Annotated in this window: 18 protein-coding genes; 12 read left to right on the top strand and 6 right to left on the bottom strand. The window is 53.1% G+C overall.

The annotated features are described in order from the left end of the window. The first annotated feature begins 136 nt into the window (after nt 1–136). Genes NEA10_RS08770 through sbcD form a run of 3 tightly spaced genes read left to right on the top strand, consistent with a single transcriptional unit; the run spans nt 137 to nt 3,201 of the window. Nucleotides 137–1,435 (top strand): hypothetical protein, encoded by a 1,299-nt coding sequence (locus NEA10_RS08770; protein ID WP_252664964.1) that lies wholly within the window; start codon nt 137–139, stop codon nt 1,433–1,435. Between the two features lie 34 nt (nt 1,436–1,469). Continuing rightward, entirely contained in the window at nt 1,470–1,946 is a 477-nt protein-coding gene (locus tag NEA10_RS08765) for a hypothetical protein (RefSeq protein WP_252664963.1), read from the top strand. 16 nt (nt 1,947–1,962) lie between these two features. Beyond that, complete coding sequence (gene sbcD, locus NEA10_RS08760) at nt 1,963–3,201, top strand: exonuclease subunit SbcD (RefSeq protein WP_252664962.1); 1,239 nt, start codon at nt 1,963–1,965, stop codon at nt 3,199–3,201. Here the strand turns inward: sbcD and NEA10_RS08755 are convergent. Further along, nucleotides 3,198–4,724 (bottom strand): bifunctional pantoate--beta-alanine ligase/(d)CMP kinase, encoded by a 1,527-nt coding sequence (locus NEA10_RS08755; protein WP_252664961.1) that lies wholly within the window; start codon nt 4,722–4,724, stop codon nt 3,198–3,200. The genes sbcD and NEA10_RS08755 overlap by 4 nt on opposite strands. Before the next feature lie 108 nt (nt 4,725–4,832). Further along, complete coding sequence (locus NEA10_RS21090; RefSeq protein WP_374111877.1) at nt 4,833–5,546, bottom strand: septal ring lytic transglycosylase RlpA family protein; 714 nt, start codon at nt 5,544–5,546, stop codon at nt 4,833–4,835. 489 nt (nt 5,547–6,035) lie between these two features. On the opposite strand from NEA10_RS21090, the gene purM reads away from it, so the two are divergent. Beyond that, nucleotides 6,036–7,061, top strand: coding sequence for a phosphoribosylformylglycinamidine cyclo-ligase (gene purM / locus NEA10_RS08745; RefSeq protein ID WP_252664960.1), 1,026 nt, complete (start codon nt 6,036–6,038; stop codon nt 7,059–7,061). Here the strand turns inward: purM and trmB are convergent. Continuing rightward, nucleotides 7,053–7,688, bottom strand: coding sequence for a tRNA (guanosine(46)-N7)-methyltransferase TrmB (gene trmB / locus NEA10_RS08740; protein ID WP_252664959.1), 636 nt, complete (start codon nt 7,686–7,688; stop codon nt 7,053–7,055). The two genes, purM and trmB, sit on opposite strands and share 9 nt — an antisense overlap. Nucleotides 7,689–7,842: 154 nt before the next feature. On the opposite strand from trmB, the gene NEA10_RS08735 reads away from it, so the two are divergent. Continuing rightward, nucleotides 7,843–8,706: a calcium-binding protein gene (locus NEA10_RS08735; protein ID WP_252664958.1), complete on the top strand. Its 864-nt coding sequence runs from the start codon at nt 7,843–7,845 to the stop codon at nt 8,704–8,706. Nucleotide 8,707: 1 nt separating this feature from the next. Here the strand turns inward: NEA10_RS08735 and NEA10_RS08730 are convergent, their stop codons facing one another. Continuing rightward, nucleotides 8,708–9,844, bottom strand: a complete 1,137-nt coding sequence (locus NEA10_RS08730) for a 5-(carboxyamino)imidazole ribonucleotide synthase (RefSeq protein WP_252664957.1) — start codon at nt 9,842–9,844, stop codon at nt 8,708–8,710. Nucleotides 9,845–10,087: 243 nt separating this feature from the next. Next, a complete protein-coding gene (locus NEA10_RS08725) occupies nt 10,088–10,594 on the bottom strand; it encodes a pentapeptide repeat-containing protein (RefSeq protein ID WP_252664956.1) in 507 nt (168 codons plus the stop codon). Between the two features lie 142 nt (nt 10,595–10,736). On the opposite strand from NEA10_RS08725, the gene NEA10_RS08720 reads away from it, so the two are divergent. From NEA10_RS08720 to menB, 3 genes are read left to right on the top strand one after another with little or no spacing between them, the layout of a single operon-like run. After that, entirely contained in the window at nt 10,737–11,093 is a 357-nt protein-coding gene (locus NEA10_RS08720) for a phage holin family protein (protein ID WP_252664955.1), read from the top strand. Between the two features lie 11 nt (nt 11,094–11,104). Beyond that, the gene (gene tyrA / locus NEA10_RS08715; RefSeq protein ID WP_252664954.1) at nt 11,105–12,208 is read left to right on the top strand and encodes a bifunctional chorismate mutase/prephenate dehydrogenase; all 1,104 of its coding nucleotides are present in this window, start codon (nt 11,105–11,107) and stop codon (nt 12,206–12,208) included. A gap of 40 nt (nt 12,209–12,248) precedes the next feature. Beyond that, entirely contained in the window at nt 12,249–13,082 is an 834-nt protein-coding gene (menB, locus tag NEA10_RS08710) for a 1,4-dihydroxy-2-naphthoyl-CoA synthase (protein ID WP_252664953.1), read from the top strand. A gap of 742 nt (nt 13,083–13,824) precedes the next feature. On the opposite strand, the gene NEA10_RS08705 is transcribed toward menB, so the two are convergent. Continuing rightward, nucleotides 13,825–14,406 carry a DciA family protein gene (locus NEA10_RS08705; RefSeq protein WP_252664952.1) on the bottom strand — a complete coding sequence of 194 codons (582 nt, stop codon included), beginning with the start codon at nt 14,404–14,406 and terminating at the stop codon, nt 13,825–13,827. 363 nt (nt 14,407–14,769) lie between these two features. On the opposite strand from NEA10_RS08705, the gene NEA10_RS08700 reads away from it, so the two are divergent. From NEA10_RS08700 to NEA10_RS08685, 4 genes are all read left to right on the top strand, one after another. Then, complete coding sequence (locus tag NEA10_RS08700) at nt 14,770–15,927, top strand: hypothetical protein (protein ID WP_252664951.1); 1,158 nt, start codon at nt 14,770–14,772, stop codon at nt 15,925–15,927. Between the two features lie 146 nt (nt 15,928–16,073). Further along, entirely contained in the window at nt 16,074–16,835 is a 762-nt protein-coding gene (locus tag NEA10_RS08695; RefSeq protein ID WP_252664950.1) for a PspA/IM30 family protein, read from the top strand. Between the two features lie 147 nt (nt 16,836–16,982). Beyond that, nucleotides 16,983–17,312, top strand: a complete 330-nt coding sequence (locus NEA10_RS08690; RefSeq protein WP_252664949.1) for a thioredoxin family protein — start codon at nt 16,983–16,985, stop codon at nt 17,310–17,312. A gap of 42 nt (nt 17,313–17,354) precedes the next feature. Further along, entirely contained in the window at nt 17,355–18,530 is a 1,176-nt protein-coding gene (locus NEA10_RS08685; protein ID WP_252664947.1) for an LL-diaminopimelate aminotransferase, read from the top strand. Nucleotides 18,531–18,586: the final 56 nt, after the last annotated feature.

The raw sequence follows: 18,586 nt of genomic DNA, 5'->3' as shown, positions 1-18,586 counted from the left end.
ATCAAACGAGATGGCGATCGCCCAAAGGTCATTTGAAGCTTAGGAACTGACGCAGTTTGGGCATTTTCCGCTATAGTGACTGGCAAGTCCAGTCATCTGTCATTGGATGTTGTTGTTTTGAGAGAGTGTTTCTGGCGTGCTGAATCGAGACGATCGCCCATCACTGTGGAAGAAGTGGCTGTCCCTACAGCTAGCCCTGCTGCTCGTTTTCGGACTTTGGGGCTGTGGTCAACCTGACTTGGCCTTTGAGTCAGGAACCGACGCGAAGCGAACCGCTGAGGCCATTGACCCGCCCACCCAACTGACAGAAGTCTCCCCCCCTGAGGCGATCGCCCAACTCAAAGTCGCCCTAGACCGTTATCGTCCCCAGGTTAACATTCGTCAACCCCGGCCAGATGCCATCATCCGTGATAGCCGCGTTCAGGTGCAACTGGACGTCCAAGACCTCCCCATTTTCCAAAACCCAACCCTGGGACTCGGGCCCTACATTCAATTGATGGTCGATGAGCGCCCCTTGGACCCCATTTACAACCTCAACGACCCCATCACTCTAGACGGACTCAGCGCCGGAACCCATACCCTGCGAGCCTTCGCTGTACGTCCCTGGCATGAAAGCTTCAAGAACGAAGGGGCTTACGCCCAAACCAGCTTCCATCTCTACACCAAAACCGGCGCTCATCAACCCGATCCCAACCGTCCCCTGCTCACCTATCACCATCCCCGAGGGACTTATGGGAGCGAACCCATCCTACTCGACTTTTACCTCACCAACGCCCCCCTCCACCTCGTCGCCCAAGAATTTGAAGACGATGAAATTCCCGATTGGCGGGTTCGGGCCACCGTCAACGGCTATAGCTTCATCAGCGATCGCTGGCAACCCTTCTACCTCAAAGGCTTCCGCCCAGGAACCAACTGGGTCAAGCTAGAATTTATAGATGAGAGCGGCGAACCCCTACAAAACACCTTTAACACCACCGCCGAACTCATCACCTATGACCCCAACCTCAAGGATTCCCTCTCCCAACTCATTAACGGTGAACTCAGTTCCCGAGAAGCCGAAAGTCTGATTGATCCGAATGTGGTCCTAGCCCCCGAACCCGAACCTGAGCCAGAACCCGAACCCGAACCCGAACCCGAACCTGAGCCAGAACCCGAACCTGAGCCAGCGGTGGTTGAGCCGGAACCGGTCCTGGCCCCTGAAGACACCCTGCCAGAAATTGTCGAACCCGAAGCAGCACCCGAGCCAATTATCCCGGCGGTTCCTGAAGAGACGGACAGTTCAGAGCCGAACTCCCCCGAGGCGGAGAGTTCTGACCTGGACAGCTCAGACCATGAGAACGGTGAGAGTGACTCTAACTCAATCTCACCCTCCCCAGAGCCTCCAATCCCCTCACCTGAGCCAACCCCCTCCAGCGAGGCAAAGTCTGACGGCTAAACTAGCCTCGTCAGCCTTCGTCCTCTTAGGAGTCTTGAATATCATTGCGGCTCCGGGAGTGGCCCATCCCCAACCCGACCGGAGTCCCTTAAACCTTGACCATCTCGATCGCCCTCCTGAACGCTTTGAAGAACCCATCATTCGTCCTGACACCGTCTCCCAAGAGGGATTAACCGAACCGAGCTTATGGTGGGCCGCCCAGCAATTTGGCGGGTCGTTGCTGAATACCTGGCTGGCGTATCCTGAACGACAACAAATTGACCTGGTGATTAACCCCCAAGTTTGGACCCCCATGGACTACCTAGAACGCCATCAATTTGTCCATCAAATGGGTTTGGTGGCCCGCTCCCAGGGCTATAACCTGCGGGTGTTCAATCGCCAACAACCCAAGCGGCTTCTGGCCGCCTATACCTGTGATTTTCAGGAGTCCCCACCCCGCTGTCGGGTGGATATTAAACGGGCCGGCCCCTCTGGGATGCTTCGTCTGATACCTGAGTCCCCCCCGTTGTAATTGGCCTCATGTGATTATGGTTAAAGTTCTACATCTGTCTGATATTCACCTTGGGAGTGGTTTCTCTCACGGCAAAGTTGACCCCGAGACCGGTCTCAATACAAGGTTTCTAGACTTTATCGGCACTCTCAGACGCTGTATCGATCGCGCCCTCGATGAACCCGTTGACTTGGTTCTATTTGGGGGGGATGCCTTTCCCGACGCCACCCCCCCGCCCTATATCGCAGAAGCCTTCGCCGTAGAATTTCACCGGCTGGCTGAGGCGAACATCCCCACGGTACTGCTCGTGGGCAATCACGATCGCTATTCCCTAGCTGATGGAAGTGCCAGTTTAGGAATTTACCGCACCCTAGCCGTTCCCAACTTCATTGTCGGCGATCGCCTAGACCTCCATTCCATCCCCACCCGCCATGGCCCAATCCAAGTCATCACCCTCCCCTGGCTCACCAGTTCCACCCTCTTAACCCGTCCCGAAAGCCAAGGCCTCTCCATTGCCGAAATCAACCAACTCCTGGCCGAACGCCTACGCATTGCCCTAGAAGGAGAAATCCGCAAACGCGATCGCAACTGTCCCACCATTCTTCTGGGTCATCTCATGAGTGATAAAGCCAAATTCGGGGCGGAACGACTCTTAGCGGTGAGTAAAGGCTTCACCATTCCCCTCTCCCTATTGGTGCGTCAGGAGTTTGACTATGTCGCCTTGGGCCATGTCCACAAACATCAAAATCTCAACCCCAGTAATGACCCCCCTGTGGTCTATCCGGGAAGTATTGAACGGGTTGACTTCAGTGAGGAGAAGGAAGACAAAGGCTATGTTTTAGCGGAGGTTGAGGTCGGATCTTGTCACTGGGAGTTCTGTCCCCTCCCGGTTCGTCCATTCCTGACGGTTTCCGTTGATGTTTCCCAAGCCGAAGACCCGCAAGAGATGTTACTGAAGACCCTCGGCAAAAAAGACTTGGGCGATCGCGTTGTCCGACTCCGCTACAAACTCCGGGCCGACCAACTCGATCGCATCAATACCTCAGAACTTCGCAAGGCCCTCAAACCCGCCCACAGTGCCACAATCCAACCCGAGTTAATCAGCCAACTGAGCCGCCCTCGTATTCCCTCCCTCAGTGGACGGGCCATTGACCCTCTCGATGCCCTTCATGCCTATCTAGATAACCGGGAGGACTTGCGAGATATCCGCGAGGATCTCGTTAAAGCGGCGGAACATCTCTTACATGAGGATGAGTTGCCCCTATTCCGGGATTAGTCACTGGGAACATGGCTCAAAATTTGGCTGACCACATCCTCCACGGTTAAATCATCGGTTTGGATTTCGATCGCATCCTCAGCTTTTTGTAGGGGAGAGATGGGCCGCGTGCTATCTTGTTGGTCTCGCTGGGCGATTTCCGCTTCAAGTTGGCTGAGACTGACTTCATAGCCCTGTTTTTCCAAGTCCAACTGACGGCGTCGGGCCCGTTCCTGGACGGACGCGGTGAGAAAAATCTTGACCTCGGCATCAGGGAAGACCTGAGTTCCCATATCTCGCCCTTCTGCAACTAATCCCCCAGCGGCCCCATACTCCTGTTGTTGTCGCACCAAAAATTCCCGAACAGCGGGGAAGGCGGCCACGGTGGAGACTTGGGCGGTGACGTCGGGGCTGCGGATGGCTTGGGTGACCTCATGCTGATTCACCCAAACCCGACATTGGGGACTGTCCCCCTGGGGTTCTAGGCGAATTTGGCAGGTTTTTAGGAATTGGGCAATATGAGTTTCATCTTGTACCGGGATACCACATTCGAGGACATACCAGGTTACGGCTCGGTACATGGCCCCGGTGTCGAGGTAGAGTAGGCCCAGTTTATCGGCAACTTGTCGGGTCACTGTAGATTTTCCAGCCCCCGCTGGGCCATCGATGGCGATAATGGGCTGACGAACCGTTAATACCATAGTGTCAATGAGGCGAGTGGAACCGAGATGGGCGGCGATCGCCAGTCGTCCTTGGTCTTCAATCGTTGTCAGAGGAGCCAGAGACTGGGGATCTACTAATTCTACATACTCCGGTTGCACCTGGGGAACCTGGGCTAACTCGGCTTGGACAATCTTTAATAGGGCCTCGGCATCTCGTTGGCCGCGATGGAACTCTGAGCGGGCCGCCGCTAATCCCCGATAGAGGACGCTGGCGTGTTCTCGTTGGCGATCGCTCAGATACTGGTTACGAGAACTATAGGCCAGTCCAGAGGTCTCTCGCACCACGGGACAGGCAATAATCTCAATGGGAAAATTAAGGTCAGCGACGAGACGGCGGATAATCAGCAGTTGCTGGGCATCTTTTTCGCCAAAATAGGCTCGTTGGGGTTGGATGAGGTTAAACAGTTTGCTGACGATGGTGGCCACCCCCTGAAAATGTCCAGGACGCGATCGCCCACAGAGGACTGAGGTGAGAGATTCGGGGGGGCAAACTTGGGTGAGGACGGAGGATGAGTCTGGAGATGAGATGCCCAGTTCCTCTGGCTGAGGGCAAAAGACGGCATCCACTCCCGCCTCTCGGCAATGGTCTAAATCAGCATCCAGGGTTCGGGGATAGCGAGCTAAGTCTTCGTTGGGCCCGAATTGCAGGGGATTGAGAAAAATACTGACCATGAGCTGATCGTTGTGCGATCGCCCTCGCCGAATCAGACTTAAATGCCCGGCATGGAGATTGCCTAGGGTGGGGACCAAGCCCAGGCTTTCCGTGGGGGACAGGCGTTGTCGATAGTCCCGTAGTTCGGCAATGGTTGTCAGTTGTCTCATGACCCCTTCAGAGGTAACAGTCAGCGCGGGTTAGGAAGCGGATCAGCTCCGTTGGATGCACCCATGCAAGCTACTTACTGTTAACGATTCGGGCCCAACTGTCAAGGGTTAGTTGGCTAACACTTCTACTACGACGGGAGCCGTTCCGCTGTAAATCATGCCCAGTTCTCGGGCTGCACCAGCGGAGAGGTCAATAATCCGGTTGCCAATGTAGGGGCCGCGATCATTGATCCGCACCACGAGGGAGCGACCGTTATTGAGGTTGGTTACCCGCACCCGAGTGCCAAAGGGAAGCTCTAAGTGAGCGGCGGTGAGGTCTTGACTGTTGAAAATTTCGCCGTTTGCCGTTTGGTTTCCTTCAAACCCAGGTCCATACCAGGAGGCAATCCCCTGTTCTTCATGAAGCACCCCGTCCGATTTTGCCGCTGGCTCGGGTTTCTCTGTTGCCGCAGGCTGACGATAGGCCTGATAGGTTGCAGAGACCAAGGTTCCGAAAACTTCTGGTTGCGAGGGAGCTAAGGCTTCTAGTACACTAGAGTTATCTAGAATCTGACTTGGAACGAATGCAAGTTCTTCTGAAACCGCGTCAGTATTCTCGGTAACTCCTCGATTCGCAACCTGTCTCTCCTCAGCCGTTGGAGAGAGCATCACGGTCTCAGCTGATTCGGTCATCCCTTGTGCCAGATCCAAAGCCGTTGCTTGTGTGGCAGGGGATAGGTGATCCGCTGCGTCGCTCTGTTCTGCGTTGGCCAGGTTAGCCGAACCGCTAACTCCAACAATCGCTAGGGCGACCGTGAGACGTCTCCAAAGTTGATAACTCATAAATAAGGACTTCTCCTGAGTGAGTACAGCACACAACGTTGTGTGTTTGGGAGTATGAGGTGAGTGCGATCGCATCCCTCCGTTGGAGTCTGCCTAACTCCAGGGCGGGTAGCCGCAGTCAAGTATGGGATATTCCCCCCTTGACCCCTAACTCATACTCGTTTCGTGTTTAGGTTGTAAGTGGAACTGCAACAGAATAACACGAAGGTTTTGAATCGGGGATCGGTAGTCCCCTGAAAAACGGTGTAACTTTATCAAAGCTTTACAATCCGTTTTTCGGGGATTTTCTGCTGTGATGCTTTCTCCATAAGGGGTCTAGCGTTTTTGTGGGCTCAATAAATCTTTACAGAAAAAACACATAAAAAGTGAACGAAGTGTGGTATGTAACCAAGGAAGATTTCTGGAAACGGGCAAGCTTGAGCTAAAATAGCTTGCCGTTGCGGTCATGCGATCGCCCCCCACCATCACCTCATTTAAAGAATTTGCCTCATGGACTATCGGGACGCTGGAGTCAATATCGAAGCGGGTCGCGCCTTCGTCAACCGCATTGAATCCCTAGTTAAAGACACCTATCGTCCTGGGGTGTTGGGAGGACTGGGGGGATTTGGTGGCTATTTTGAGATTCCTCAAGGCTACAACAAGCCAGTGTTAGTCTCGGGAACCGATGGTGTTGGGACGAAATTGAAGCTGGCCCAACAGCTAAACCGCCATGACACGGTGGGAATTGACCTGGTGGCCATGTGTGCCAATGATGTCCTCACCAGTGGGGCCGAACCCCTGTATTTCCTGGATTACCTCGCCACCGGAAAACTCGACAGTGAACAACTGGCCCAGGTCGTCAGTGGGGTGGCGATCGGCTGTCGGGACGCCGGATGTGCCTTATTGGGGGGAGAAACCGCCGAAATGCCGGGATTTTACCCCGATGGGGAATATGATATCGCCGGATTTTGCGTGGGAATTGTTGAGAAAGAGCAACTTCTGGATGGGTCCCAGGTGAAGGTGGGGGATGTGGCGATCGCCCTTCCCAGTTCCGGAGTTCACAGTAACGGCTATAGTTTGGTGCGGAAAATCATCGCCGATGGGGGCTATTCCTGGAGTGACTGTCCTGAGATATTTCAGGGACAATCCTTGGGAGAGGTATTTCTGACTCCCACCCGACTCTATATCCAACCCATCTTAGAACTCCGTCGTCAGGACTTAGAGATTCACGGGATGGCCCACATCACCGGCGGCGGACTTCCCGAAAATCTGCCCCGTTGTCTGGGAGAGAAACAGTCTGTCCGCATTGACAAGGCGAGCTGGGAGATTCCTCCAGTCTTCCAATGGCTGGCTGAGGCGGGGACGGTCCCCTCCGAGGCCATGTTTGACACCTTTAATATGGGGGTGGGATTTGTGGTGATTGTTTCCCCCAGGGATGTAGAGGCGACGTTGGGTAGTCTGAATACGCAACAGCAACGGGCCTGGGTATTGGGGGAAGTCATCGATGGCGAGGGGGACATCCTCGGGTTAGGCTGAACGGCGGAAGAGACGGCGATAGACGGGTTCTCCTTTGTTGTAGGTCGCAATTTCCCGTTCCGTGGGGACGGGGAGGGGGTTGTCTGCTAGCCAGTCTTCCTTGGTGGCGGTGAAGGCGGGATGTTCTGAGAGGCGATCGCACATTTCCCGGGCCACCTCCTCCACATCGGATTGCAGGAAAATCTCGCCATCGGGGGCCAGGAAGCGGGCCAAATCCTCCACTAACTCCGGTTGAACCACCCGACGCTTATGGTGGCGTTTCTTGAACCAGGGGTCGGGAAATTGAATCGAAATCCGTTTGAGACAGCCCTGGGGCAGAGATTGGAATAGGGCCTCACTCATCACATTGATATTGCCATATAAATAGTGAAGATTGCCGAGGTTATCGCGATCGCGCCATTGGTTGGCTTCCTCCACCAACGGCTGACGAATCTCTAAACCCAGGAAATTCCAATCCGGCTGTTGCGGGGCCAGTTCATAGAGAAAACGACCCCGCGCGCAGCCGATATCTAAATGGAGTGGCTGTTGGGGGTTGTCGTAGATGGTTGTCCAATCCGGAAGGGACACCGGTTGCTGGTATTTACGACTGAGGGGATTAACATGTTGGCGAACTCGAACCGGAGACAAGACAAACACCTCCTGAAAACGACCTGAATATCTTATGACGGTTGGGGAACTGGGGGGAGTCCCCGTTAAAAATTGCTAATTCTGCCTAGAATGCAGCGAGACTTAGACAGCTACAGTCACAGATGTAACTTTAAGAGGTTTTAGCAGCAGTATCATGGCACTCATTGATATTCAACTGGGTTCTGATTTTAACTTTGGCATTGCCCCTGAGGGGGATGCCGTCGTTGATTTTAATACACTTCCGGCGGACCAACGGCAACTGTTTGCGTCCTCTCCGGGGATTGATGCGATCGCCATGGGAGGGGGCAATGACTTAGCGATTAACGATAATGTGGGTCGCATTTTCTTCGGCAATGCGGGCAATGATACCCTGATTGGCGGGGCTGGGAATGACACGTTGGCGGGGGGACGGGATAATGATGTCCTCATTGGTAATGGGGGCAATAATCTCCTGTTTGGCAATTTAGGGGATGACACGATTTCCGCTGGAATTGGCAATGATACGATTTTCGGTGGCCAGGGAAATGATGTCTTATTTGGCAATGCCGGGGATGATTTCCTGAGTGGAGATTTAGGGGATGACACCCTGAATGGGATTAGTGGCCGCAATACCCTGGTTGGGGGAGGAGGGAATAATGTCCTCAATGGGGGTGATGGGGATGATTGGTTGATTGGTGGCCCAGGGGCCAATGATATGCGCGGGAATGGGGGACGCAATACCTTTGTCTTCCGCAGTCGCGATGTGACGGGGGATTTATTCCAGAGTGATGTGGTGATTGATTTTGACCCCTGGAGCGATCGCATTCTCGTGGATAGTTTTAATATTGTTCTCGATGATGGGATTGATTTGTCGAATTTGTTGAGTTTCGATGGGGCCAATCGATCCAATGAGGTGGATACGATTATTCGCATTGGCGAACAGGGGCCGATTTTGGGAGTGGTTCTCGATATTACGGCCCGAGATTTGCAGCAACGGATTCAGAATGTCTCACCGGGTTCGTTAGATATTTTGTTTTAGCCTAACCCCGACCGTGCCAAATTGCTTCAATGGCCTCGGCTACCGCTTTCGCCTCGCCCACATCGTCTAATAACACCGTGACATGGCCTAACTTGCGTCCAGGACGAGATTGCGTTTTGCCATACCAATAGATATAGGCCTGGGGAAACTCAGAAAGGCGATCGCGGGTCTCCTGATAGTCCGATTCTGCTGTCTCAAATCCCAATAAATTCACCATCACCGCCGCCGGAGACATCATCGCCGTCGAACCGAGGGGTAAATCACAAACCGCCCGCAAAATTTGGGCAAATTGGGAGGTTTCGCAGGCATCTAGGGAAAAATGCCCAGAATTATGGGTGCGTGGGGCAATTTCATTGACCAAGACTCGCTCATCTTGAGTTAAAAACAGTTCAATGCCAAAAAGTCCCACGACATCCAGATGGGTCAGGAGCGATCGCGCGATCGCCTGACAGTCTTCCACAACGCTATCCGACACCGCCGCTGGGGCAATTACTCGCCGACAAACTTGATTCTCCTGTTGGGTTTCCACAATGGGATACATGGCAATTTCCCCATCACGATTCCGAGCAACAATGACCGCCAACTCGCGTTCAAAGGGGATAAACTCTTCAATCAAAACTGAGGGATATCCCCAACGCTGCCAACTGTCCGCCAATGCTGATTTATCCTTTAAAATCACCGTTCCTTGACCGTCATAGCCATGTCGCCGGGCTTTCATGACACAAGGAAAGGTCATTTTTACAGAAGATTGATTTTCTGGAGTTAATTCAAAAAAATGAGGAACGGGCAACCCCAAATTGTCCAGATAACGGCGTTGTTCATACTTATCTAAAAGAGGTTTTAACGCCGAGAGTCGAGGACGAAATAAACCTTGAGAATTGTTGATTTTCTCCAGCTCATCTAAATCAACAAATTCATTTTCAAACGTAATCACATCACAGCGTTTTGCCAAAGCTTGGGTAGCCGTTACATCTGCCACCTTTGCCAACACCACTTCATCGGCAAGTCCCACCGCCGGGTCATCTGAACTGGGGGTTTGAATAATCGTCTTAAGGGTTAGGCGTTTGGCTTCCCGAGCCATCATCCAGGCCAACTGTCCGCCGCCAATAATTCCGACTGTTTGTGTCTCGTTACCCATGATTCAATTAATAGTTAAAATATCAGCCAATTCACCAAACCGGTGCGTTCGGGCAAGTTTTAACCGAGTCGCCAAAGTCCAAACCTTCCTAGATGCCCGAACACACCCTACCCTACATCTCTCCCCTCCAGGGAGGGGTGCCCGAAGGGCGGGGTGGGTCCTCCCTCCAGGGAGGGGTGCCCGAAGGGCGGGGTGGGTCCTCCCCTCCAGGGAGGGGTGCCCGAAGGGCGGGGTGGGTCCTCTTCACCGACAATACAACGAATCCCGAGTCGCCACCCCAGTTATCGGATTCACCCCCTCCGCCACTTCACAGAGTTTATTCACCTGGGCCCCATCAAGAATCGCCTCACTGAAATCAGCCCCAGCAATCTGAACCTCCTCAAACTTAGACCGCAGGAAAATCACGTCGGTTAACACCGCATCCCGCAAATCGACGCTCTTGAACGTCACCTGATCCAACATCGAATTACTCAAATCCGCTCCTCGGAAACTCACATCCGTCATCCAGGAGACGCTAAAGGTGGTTCCCCGTAAATCAGCATCAGTGAAATCCACCGATCGCAACGTACAACCCGCAAACTCCGCCTTAGCCAGTTTTTGCCCCGAGAAATCCTCATTCACCAACGTCGCCTCACTATAGGAGAGTTCTGGCTCGTAGAGAACCGCTTGAGCGAGGGGATGTCCCAAGCCGAGATTGAGGGAGAGTAGAAGGGCTAAACCAATTTGGGCGATCGCCATCAACATAGCCATAGGGAGATCTGAGGACACCCTTAACTCTACACCGAAGCCTACCCACAACAACACTGCCTCAAACGGCTTGGCCGCATCTCCCCCAGATGACCGGTACAATAGGGAAAGCTTTCCTGACCGTTATAAAAAGAGTTTAAAGCCAATGCCACAATTTCTTGTCACCTGGTTGATGACGGCACTCGCCCTCGTCATCACCGCCTATGTTGTTCCCGGCATTCAGTTAGACGGCTTCAACGCGGCTCTCATTGCTGCCATTATTTTGGGGTTAGTCAACGCCGTGGTGCGTCCGCTGCTGATTCTGCTGACCCTACCCATTACAATCATTACCCTGGGTTTGTTCCTACTGGTGATTAATGCCCTGAGTATTCAATTAGTTGCGGCCCTCACCAGTGGTTTTGCCGTGTCTAACTTGTTGTCAGCACTAATTGGGTCTTTGGTTCTGTCCTTCGTCTCCGGTATCCTGGACAGTCTAATCGGCAAGAACACTGACCCCAGCTAAGTTGCTCTCCTATGACTGATGCGTCCCTTGAGTCCCTTGATAGACAACTGATTCAGCTGCTGAGTCAACGGATTCGGCGATCGCAGGGGCGATCGCCCTCCACCTCATCCCTCCAGATTGAACAGGAACTCCACAAGGCTGGGGTTCCTCCGTTTGTCTGGAATAGTCTCGTCACCAGTTGCACGGCGGCCCTAGCCACCCATCCCCTACGACTCCCCCAAGAACCCCAACGCTGTATTACCCTCATTGGGGGCCGGGGGATGATGGCTCAGTTTTTCCGCCAACGGTTGGAGGCGGCGGGCCATGAGGTGCGTCTCTTAGGCCGACAGGATTGGCCCCAGGCCCGAGACTTATTACAGGGAATTGACTTGGCCTTAGTCTGTGTCCCCATTGACCGAACCTTAGAGATTATTCGCCAGACGGCCGACTATCTCCCCGCTACGGCAACGTTAGCGGATATTACCAGTCTTAAAGGCCCCATGGTGGAGACGATGTTAGCGGTGCATCCTGGCCCCGTGGTGGGGTTGCATCCCATGTTCGGTCCGGGGGTGGAGTCGTTTTTGTCTCAGAAGGTGGTGATTTGTCCCGGCCGCGATCGCCCCGCTTGGCAATGGTTGATTGATTTAATGGCCCGGGATGGGGGGGATTTGGTGGAATCTCTCCCCGATGAACATGACCAGATGATGGTGACGGTTCAGGCGATTCGTCACTTCGCCACCTTTGGACTGGGGGTGTTTCTGGCTGAGGATGGCATTGAGGTGGGCCGCAGTTTAGAGTTATCCAGTCCCATCTATCGCCTGGGAATTGATATGGTGAGCCGTCTGTTTGGTCAGGATGCGGAACTCTATGCTGATATTATGCTGGCTAATGAAGAGCGTCGTGGGGCGATCGCCCGTTTGGCCCAAACCTTCCAGACTTTGGCGGATCAGGTGCAAGCCAAAGACCGTCAGGGACTGATTGCTGCGATGGAAGCCGCCAGTGAGACCTTTGGTAGTGAAACGGAACGAGCGGTTCGGGAGAGCGATCGCCTCATTGAAGCAATGAGTATCTTGTTAGCCGCTGACCGAGTTGTGGACTCAACCACCAGCATCAGCCCTCCCCCTGATGTGGAATGATTAAACAGGCAAGCACTCAGATTGACCTGACAACAATTTTATGGATATCACCTGGCAAACGGCAAAAACCTACGAGGATATTCTCTACCACAAAGGGGATGGGATTGCCAAAATCACCATCAACCGTCCCCACAAACGCAACGCCTTTCGTCCGCAAACCGTTGTTGAACTCTATGATGCCTTTGCGGATGCTCGGGAAGATACCCGTATTGGGGTGGTGTTACTCACGGGAGCGGGTCCCCATACTGATGGCAAATATGCCTTTTGTTCCGGTGGCGATCAAAGTGTTCGAGGAAAAGCCGGCTATCTGGACGAAGCGGGGGTTCCTCGCCTCAATGTCTTGGATTTGCAGCGGCTGATTCGCTCCATGCCTAAAGTCGTGATTGCTCTCGTAGCCGGCTATGCCATTGGTGGGGGCCATGTGCTCCATGTGGTGTGCGACCTCACCATCGCGGCGGACAATGCTATTTTTGGGCAAACGGGACCGAAAGTGGGCAGTTTTGATGGTGGTTTTGGGGCCAGCTATCTCTCCCGCAGTGTGGGGCAGAAGAAAGCCCGGGAAATTTGGTTCCTCTGTCGCCAATATGATGCACAACAGGCCCTAGACATGGGATTGGTGAATACCGTTGTTCCGGTGGAGGAGTTGGAGGCTGAGGGAGTCCGTTGGGCCGAGGAAATCCTGCAAAAAAGCCCCATTGCTATCCGTTGTCTGAAAGCGGCGTTCAATGCCGATTGTGACGGCCAAGCCGGGTTACAAGAATTGGCGGGAAATGCTACGCTTTTGTATTATATGACTGAAGAAGGTGTCGAGGGAAAACAAGCCTTTTTAGAAAAGCGGGCCCCTGATTTTCGGCAGTACCCCTGGCTTCCTTAGAGGTCGGTCAGGTTCGTTCTTTGAACTCTTGAGACACATCGTCCCCCCGCCTCCCCTAGGTGGGGTTTTTTTGAGGGATTCATCTTGCGAAAATTGGTCTCAATAGGACAAAAAACAGGGAAAAATAAGGCAACAGGTCTCCCCCAGGAGGGGAAAGCAATCGGGAACAGGTGGGGGATTCCCTCCCGGTTCAGAGTGCCCTCCGGCAATCTTTGACAGCTACGTCAGTTCAAACGGCTGAAGTTGTTATGCAGGAACACGTGCAGCTTGAGCAGGCACAGATTGCTTCGGCAATTTTTGATGGGCAACTGGCTCGGGGCTGTCGAGAGAAATGAGTTTTTCTAAATGTTCCCAAGAAGGAGCAAAGGGTGGAAAGGCTAAGGAGCAGGATTTCCAACTCCCACACACCGGTGCGCTGAGTTGCTGGCATTGTCCACCTCGACGACCTTCGGGAGTATAGTATCGGCACGAGCGACAGGTTGAAACGGAGCAAGTATTGATATTCATTGAATTAGATTTAAAACGAGCGTTTTTATTTATCTTCTTTAATTCTACAATCTCTTCCTTTTTTAGATCCCAAAGAAAATATAAAATTTAGTGTTGATGGTCTTTTGTGTAAACTAATGGTAAAATCTGTTAAGAAAAATGAACTGCCTGTTGTAGTTATCACTACAGACCAATGAACCCCTTATCACCTAGCAGGGATCGATTAGAGAAAGATTGTCAAATACAGAAAAAGACCCTAGGATGGCCTCCGTATTTCTAAGGAGGACACGGCACAAACGGCACAAACAGACCAGCGGTTTAGTTCACCGATGGGAGTTGGACAGTGGCAAACTGGACAGATGGGCGACTCATGAGTGCGAGCGGCGAGTTTTTGTAACAACGCTTCAAATGCCAGTTGAGGGGTCATGGACGGGGGAGCTGTTTCGGTCGAGTGGGGAGCTAAAGACGGCTTGGCTAGGGGACGCCAAATACTGGGATGGTCTGAGAGTTGGTACTCGGGTGAAGTTTCAGGAATTTGAGAGTCTTGATGCCATAACCGGGGTGAAAGTCGGATGTCCTGTAGGGGTTCGTCTAACTGGGAATTGAGGCGATTGAGTAATTGGCGTCTTTGAAAGGTCAACTGTTGGGCCCAGACAGCATTAGCAGTAGCCACCTGTAGAATGCCTTGGAACAAACGAGTCGGACGACTGAAGCGAGCGGCTTTGGGGCCAACGAGATCCGGCCAAAGGATAAGGAGTTGCTCGAATGGGTCTTGTTCAGGAGCGGCAACTAGAGGAGAGATAGATCGTAAAATCTGATCGAGGGATTCAAAACTCATGATGAATGGGGCTGGGGCTAAATCCGATCGCCCCCTTAAGTTGGGTTCGTCGGGAATGTAGTTTAAGAGTTGGCAGGGTCAAGACGCTGAATTAATGTGCCCCCACAGTCCCAGGGTGGCTCACCTTTGTGAAGGTTGTGTGAAAACGTTGTAAAATTTCGATGAGGGTCAGGCAATCAACCCCATAGACTGAAACAGACAACTCTGACGTTGACGTCAAACTGAGGAGGTCTACAACTTGCTCCCCCATTCCTAGTCAAGTCGCGTTAATCTTGTAACAGCCCCGATGGGGTGTCCATTTTGTGAACCGGCAACTTAAGTTAAGTGTCTTCCACTACACCCTCTCCTACCCGAACTCCCTCTGTGCTTCATCCCTCGTTACAAGTGGCGTTGGCCAGTTTGGATGTTCCACTTGATGCTGAACTGGAGCGCTATCGACACCATCGCAAGCGCATGGGCCCACCTCCCCCACCACCACCATCGTCCCCAGTCGTGGTTGAGGGACGGCTGGAGTCTCCTGAGATGACTTCGGAGGAGACCTCTCCCTGGGATGTCTCCCCTGAGCTGGCTTCTAATGGGGATGTGCGCGGGGTTCAGGTTCCCTCTGAGTCTTCCATGACAGCCGAGCCTGAAGGGGTTGGAGATCCGGCTGAGTCGGCGGTGGTTCCTGAGACCTATTTGGAGTCGGCGCAACGGTTGCGTCAGGAGACTGAGACCCCGGACAACGCTGAGCCCGGTTTGAGCCTTGGGGTGACTGAGGCGACGGTGGAGTCGTCTGAGGCGGAGGAGGACAAGGAACGCAGGTTTACGGCTTTGGGGGTGGGGTCGGTGTTGTTGTTCTTGGCAGCTACGGCTACGTTAGGGTATGTCCTGGTGAATCCTGAGAGTTTGTCACAGTTGGGGTTGGAGCGCTTCTTTGCTGAGGACACAGCAACGGAGGAGGATGGGGAGGAGGGGACAACCTCCGCAACGGCTGAGTCTCGTCCGGCCCGCTTACCCACCTCTCCTGATTTGGCGGCGGAAGAGTTTATTCAGTTAGATTTGAGTACTCTGAGTAGTTTAGATCCTGAGATGAGATCATCTTTAGTGACGCCGCCAGACATTGCTGAGGCCCCCAGTCAGCCGGAAGCACCTGCTCCTGCGCCAGCGGAATCGACAGAGGCGGCGGAAAATACCCTGGATAATATTTCGGCGCTCCTAACGCCAGGCTCGGCTGAGGCGTCCCCCCCCGAAACACCACCGGCCTCTCAAGAGGAAGAAACTGAAGAGGTGTCCGGCCCTGCGCCAACGATTGACCGAGATGGAAATTTTGGCGGTTTTGTCTTTGTGGTGGTGAACTATAACAATCAGGTCTCAACCTTAAATCGGGTGCGTGACGTGGTTCCGGATGCCTATTTACGGGAGTTCCCCAGTGGGGTGAAGGTTCAGGTGGGAGCTTTTGATGATACCCCAGGTGCTGAGTCTCTGGTAAACCGTTTGCAAGAGGAGGGGATATCAGCCCAGGTATATCAAGCTCCGTAGGAGGAATTCAGGGTAGGATGGGGGCAGTGGACTGAGCTGTTTTCGTGACCGCGCCCAACTCCCCAATCTCAGTTAAGGATCGCTACACTTGAAGTAGAAATCCGTTTTCCACGTGTTAACCAACTGTCAGAAGGAATAAAGACGTTATGGGATTATTCGATCGCATCAGCCGCGTCGTTCGCGCCAATGTCAATGACATGGTCAGTAAGGCTGAAGATCCAGAAAAGATTTTAGAACAGGCGATTATTGATATGCAGGAAGACTTGGTGCAGTTGCGCCAAGCTGTTGCGAAGGCGATCGCCCAACAAAAGCGAACTCAACAGCAGTACAATCAGGCTCAGACTAATGCCAATCAATGGCAAAGTCGCGCTCAATTAGCGTTGCAAAAAGGGGATGAGAGTCTGGCGCGGGAAGCTCTGCAACGGAAGAAGTCCCATGCTGAAACGGCGGCGACGCTCAAGGCTCAGTATGATGGCCAGTCAGGCCAGGTGGAGACTCTCAAACGCAGCCTGATGCAGCTGGAGAGCAAGATTTCTGAGGCGAAAACGAAGAAAAATATGCTCAAGGCTCGGATGCAGTCGGCCAAGGCCCAAGAGCAATTGCAAAATAGCCTCGGTTCTCTCAATAGTAGTGGGGCGATGGGTGCGTTTGAGCGCATGGAAGAGAAAGTCCTGGAAGCGGAAGCTACGTCTCAAGCGTCTGAGGAACTCCTGGGAGCGGATTTGGAAAGCCAGTTTGCTCAGTTGGAGTCGGGAAGTGATGTGGATGATGAGTTGGCGGCCATGAAGGCTCAACTATCCGGTGGCTCGAAGCCGGCTGGGGCCCTTCCCCAGGGCCAAGCTCCCGCTGCTGATGCAGAGGTGGATGATGAGCTGGAGAAACTCCGGGCTGAACTGGATAATCTCTAGGACTGAGGTTTGCCAGTTGTGTCCCTCGGCGATCGCTCCATTGAAGATTGGGCGATCGCTGTTTGCTTGCGGCTCATCTCGTTTTAAACTGGATGACGGGGATTTTGTTTAGTCCTGTCTCCCCTCAGGGATGTTAACGACAAAACCATGAGTCAACCGGTTACGATTAATGATTCTCAGTTCCAGGCGGACGTGTTGGAGGCAAACCAACCGGTCTTAGCTTATTTTTGGGCCGCTTGGTGTGGCCCCTGTCGCTTGGTTTCCCCTTCGATTGACTGGGCCGCGCAGACCTATAGCGATCGCCTCAAGATTGTTAAGTTGGAGGTGGATGCGAATCCGGAGTCTGTCAAACGCTGCAAGGTCGAAGGAGTCCCGGCGTTACGCTTCTATCGCCAAGGTGAGCTGATTGAGTCTAAGGAAGGGGCGATTACGCGATCGCAACTTCAAGAGCTATTAGAGTCTCTTTTAGCCGCTTAAGCTTCTCACCACTACTCGCTCTGTCTCGTTTCAGCCTTTGTTATGGTTCACTTCGCTCAACGCCTAAGCTCGCTCCGTTCTAATGTTTTTGCGGATATGGATCGGGCCAAGGCGGCGGCCCGCCAGGCTGGACGAGAGATTATTGATTTATCTTTGGGTTCGTCGGATTTACCGACGGCGGATTTTATTTTGCGGGAGATTGAGCGATCGCTCTGGGATCGTAAAACTCATCAATATCTCCTTTTCCACGGAACTCAGGCCTTCCGTGAGGCGGCGGCGGACTGGTATCAACGACGTTATCAGATTGAGGTTAACCCGGAAACGGAGGTCTTACCCCTGGTGGGGTCTCAGGAGGGAACGGCTCATCTCCCTCTGGCTTTGTTGAATCCTGGGGATTATGCGTTGCTTCTCGACCCAGGTTATCCCTCTCATTATGGTGGGGTGGCGTTAGCGGGAGGCGAGATTCATCGGCTCCCCTTGCGAGCTGAACGAGGATTTTTGCCTGATTTTGACGAGGTTCCCCCCCAGGTGTGCGATCGCGCCCGCATGATGGTGTTGAATTATCCCCATAATCCCACCACGGCGACGGCTTCTATTACGTTTTTTAAAGAAGCCTTGACCTTTTGCGATAAATATAATATGGCTCTCGTTCATGATTTCCCCTACGGGGATTTAGTCTTTAACGGTGAGCGTCCTCCCTCGATTCTGCAAGCCGATGTTGAGAAACGGCGCAGTATTGAGTTTTTTACCCTCTCGAAATCTTACAATATGGGAGGATTTCGGGTAGGCTATGCCATCGGGAACTCCGAGTTGATTTTAGCCTTGCGCCAGGTGAAGGCGGCGGTGGACTTTAATCAGTATCAAGGGATTTTCCGGGGGGCGATCGCCGCCCTCAAGAGTGACGAGACAGCGGTTCAAGGGACTGTTGACTGTTTCCGAGAGCGTCGAGATGTGTTTATCGCGGCGATGCAGGGGATTGGCTGGGCTGTCCCGACTCCGAAAGCAACCATGTATGTCTGGGCCCAACTCCCTGAACCCTGGCGGGGGAACTCCATCGGCTTTTGTGAAGCCTTAGTGCAAGAGACGGGGGTGGCGGCCTCTCCAGGAGTGGGTTTTGGGGAGAGTGGCGAGGGCTATGTTCGCTTTGCTTTGGTGCGATCGCCCCAAGTGCTGACAACAGCGGTTGAGCGAATTTCTGTGTTTTTACGAAAATCCTGAGCGACTTCCTGACTGAAACCTTCCGTCACTCAGCTATAAAACATAATATTCCGGCA

The organism is Phormidium yuhuli AB48, from assembly GCF_023983615.1.
GTDB classification, from domain to species: Bacteria; Cyanobacteriota; Cyanobacteriia; order Cyanobacteriales; family Geitlerinemataceae; genus Sodalinema; species Sodalinema yuhuli.
This window is presented reverse-complemented; position numbering and strand designations above follow the sequence as displayed.

What these genes read in the sequence shown, in the direction of transcription:
- sbcD (WP_252664962.1), top strand. Translation starts at nt 1,963, where the DNA reads ATGGTTAAAGTTCTACATCTGTCTGATATTCACCTTGGGAGTGGTTTC.
- NEA10_RS08755 (WP_252664961.1), bottom strand. Translation starts at nt 4,724, where the DNA reads ATGAGACAACTGACAACCATTGCCGAACTACGGGACTATCGACAACGC.
- NEA10_RS21090 (WP_374111877.1), bottom strand. Translation starts at nt 5,546, where the DNA reads ATGAGTTATCAACTTTGGAGACGTCTCACGGTCGCCCTAGCGATTGTT.
- purM (WP_252664960.1), top strand. Translation starts at nt 6,036, where the DNA reads ATGGACTATCGGGACGCTGGAGTCAATATCGAAGCGGGTCGCGCCTTC.
- NEA10_RS08735 (WP_252664958.1), top strand. Translation starts at nt 7,843, where the DNA reads ATGGCACTCATTGATATTCAACTGGGTTCTGATTTTAACTTTGGCATT.
- NEA10_RS08730 (WP_252664957.1), bottom strand. Translation starts at nt 9,844, where the DNA reads ATGGGTAACGAGACACAAACAGTCGGAATTATTGGCGGCGGACAGTTG.
- NEA10_RS08725 (WP_252664956.1), bottom strand. Translation starts at nt 10,594, where the DNA reads ATGGCTATGTTGATGGCGATCGCCCAAATTGGTTTAGCCCTTCTACTC.
- NEA10_RS08720 (WP_252664955.1), top strand. Translation starts at nt 10,737, where the DNA reads ATGCCACAATTTCTTGTCACCTGGTTGATGACGGCACTCGCCCTCGTC.
- tyrA (WP_252664954.1), top strand. Translation starts at nt 11,105, where the DNA reads ATGACTGATGCGTCCCTTGAGTCCCTTGATAGACAACTGATTCAGCTG.
- menB (WP_252664953.1), top strand. Translation starts at nt 12,249, where the DNA reads ATGGATATCACCTGGCAAACGGCAAAAACCTACGAGGATATTCTCTAC.
- NEA10_RS08705 (WP_252664952.1), bottom strand. Translation starts at nt 14,406, where the DNA reads ATGAGTTTTGAATCCCTCGATCAGATTTTACGATCTATCTCTCCTCTA.
- NEA10_RS08695 (WP_252664950.1), top strand. Translation starts at nt 16,074, where the DNA reads ATGGGATTATTCGATCGCATCAGCCGCGTCGTTCGCGCCAATGTCAAT.
- NEA10_RS08690 (WP_252664949.1), top strand. Translation starts at nt 16,983, where the DNA reads ATGAGTCAACCGGTTACGATTAATGATTCTCAGTTCCAGGCGGACGTG.
- NEA10_RS08685 (WP_252664947.1), top strand. Translation starts at nt 17,355, where the DNA reads ATGGTTCACTTCGCTCAACGCCTAAGCTCGCTCCGTTCTAATGTTTTT.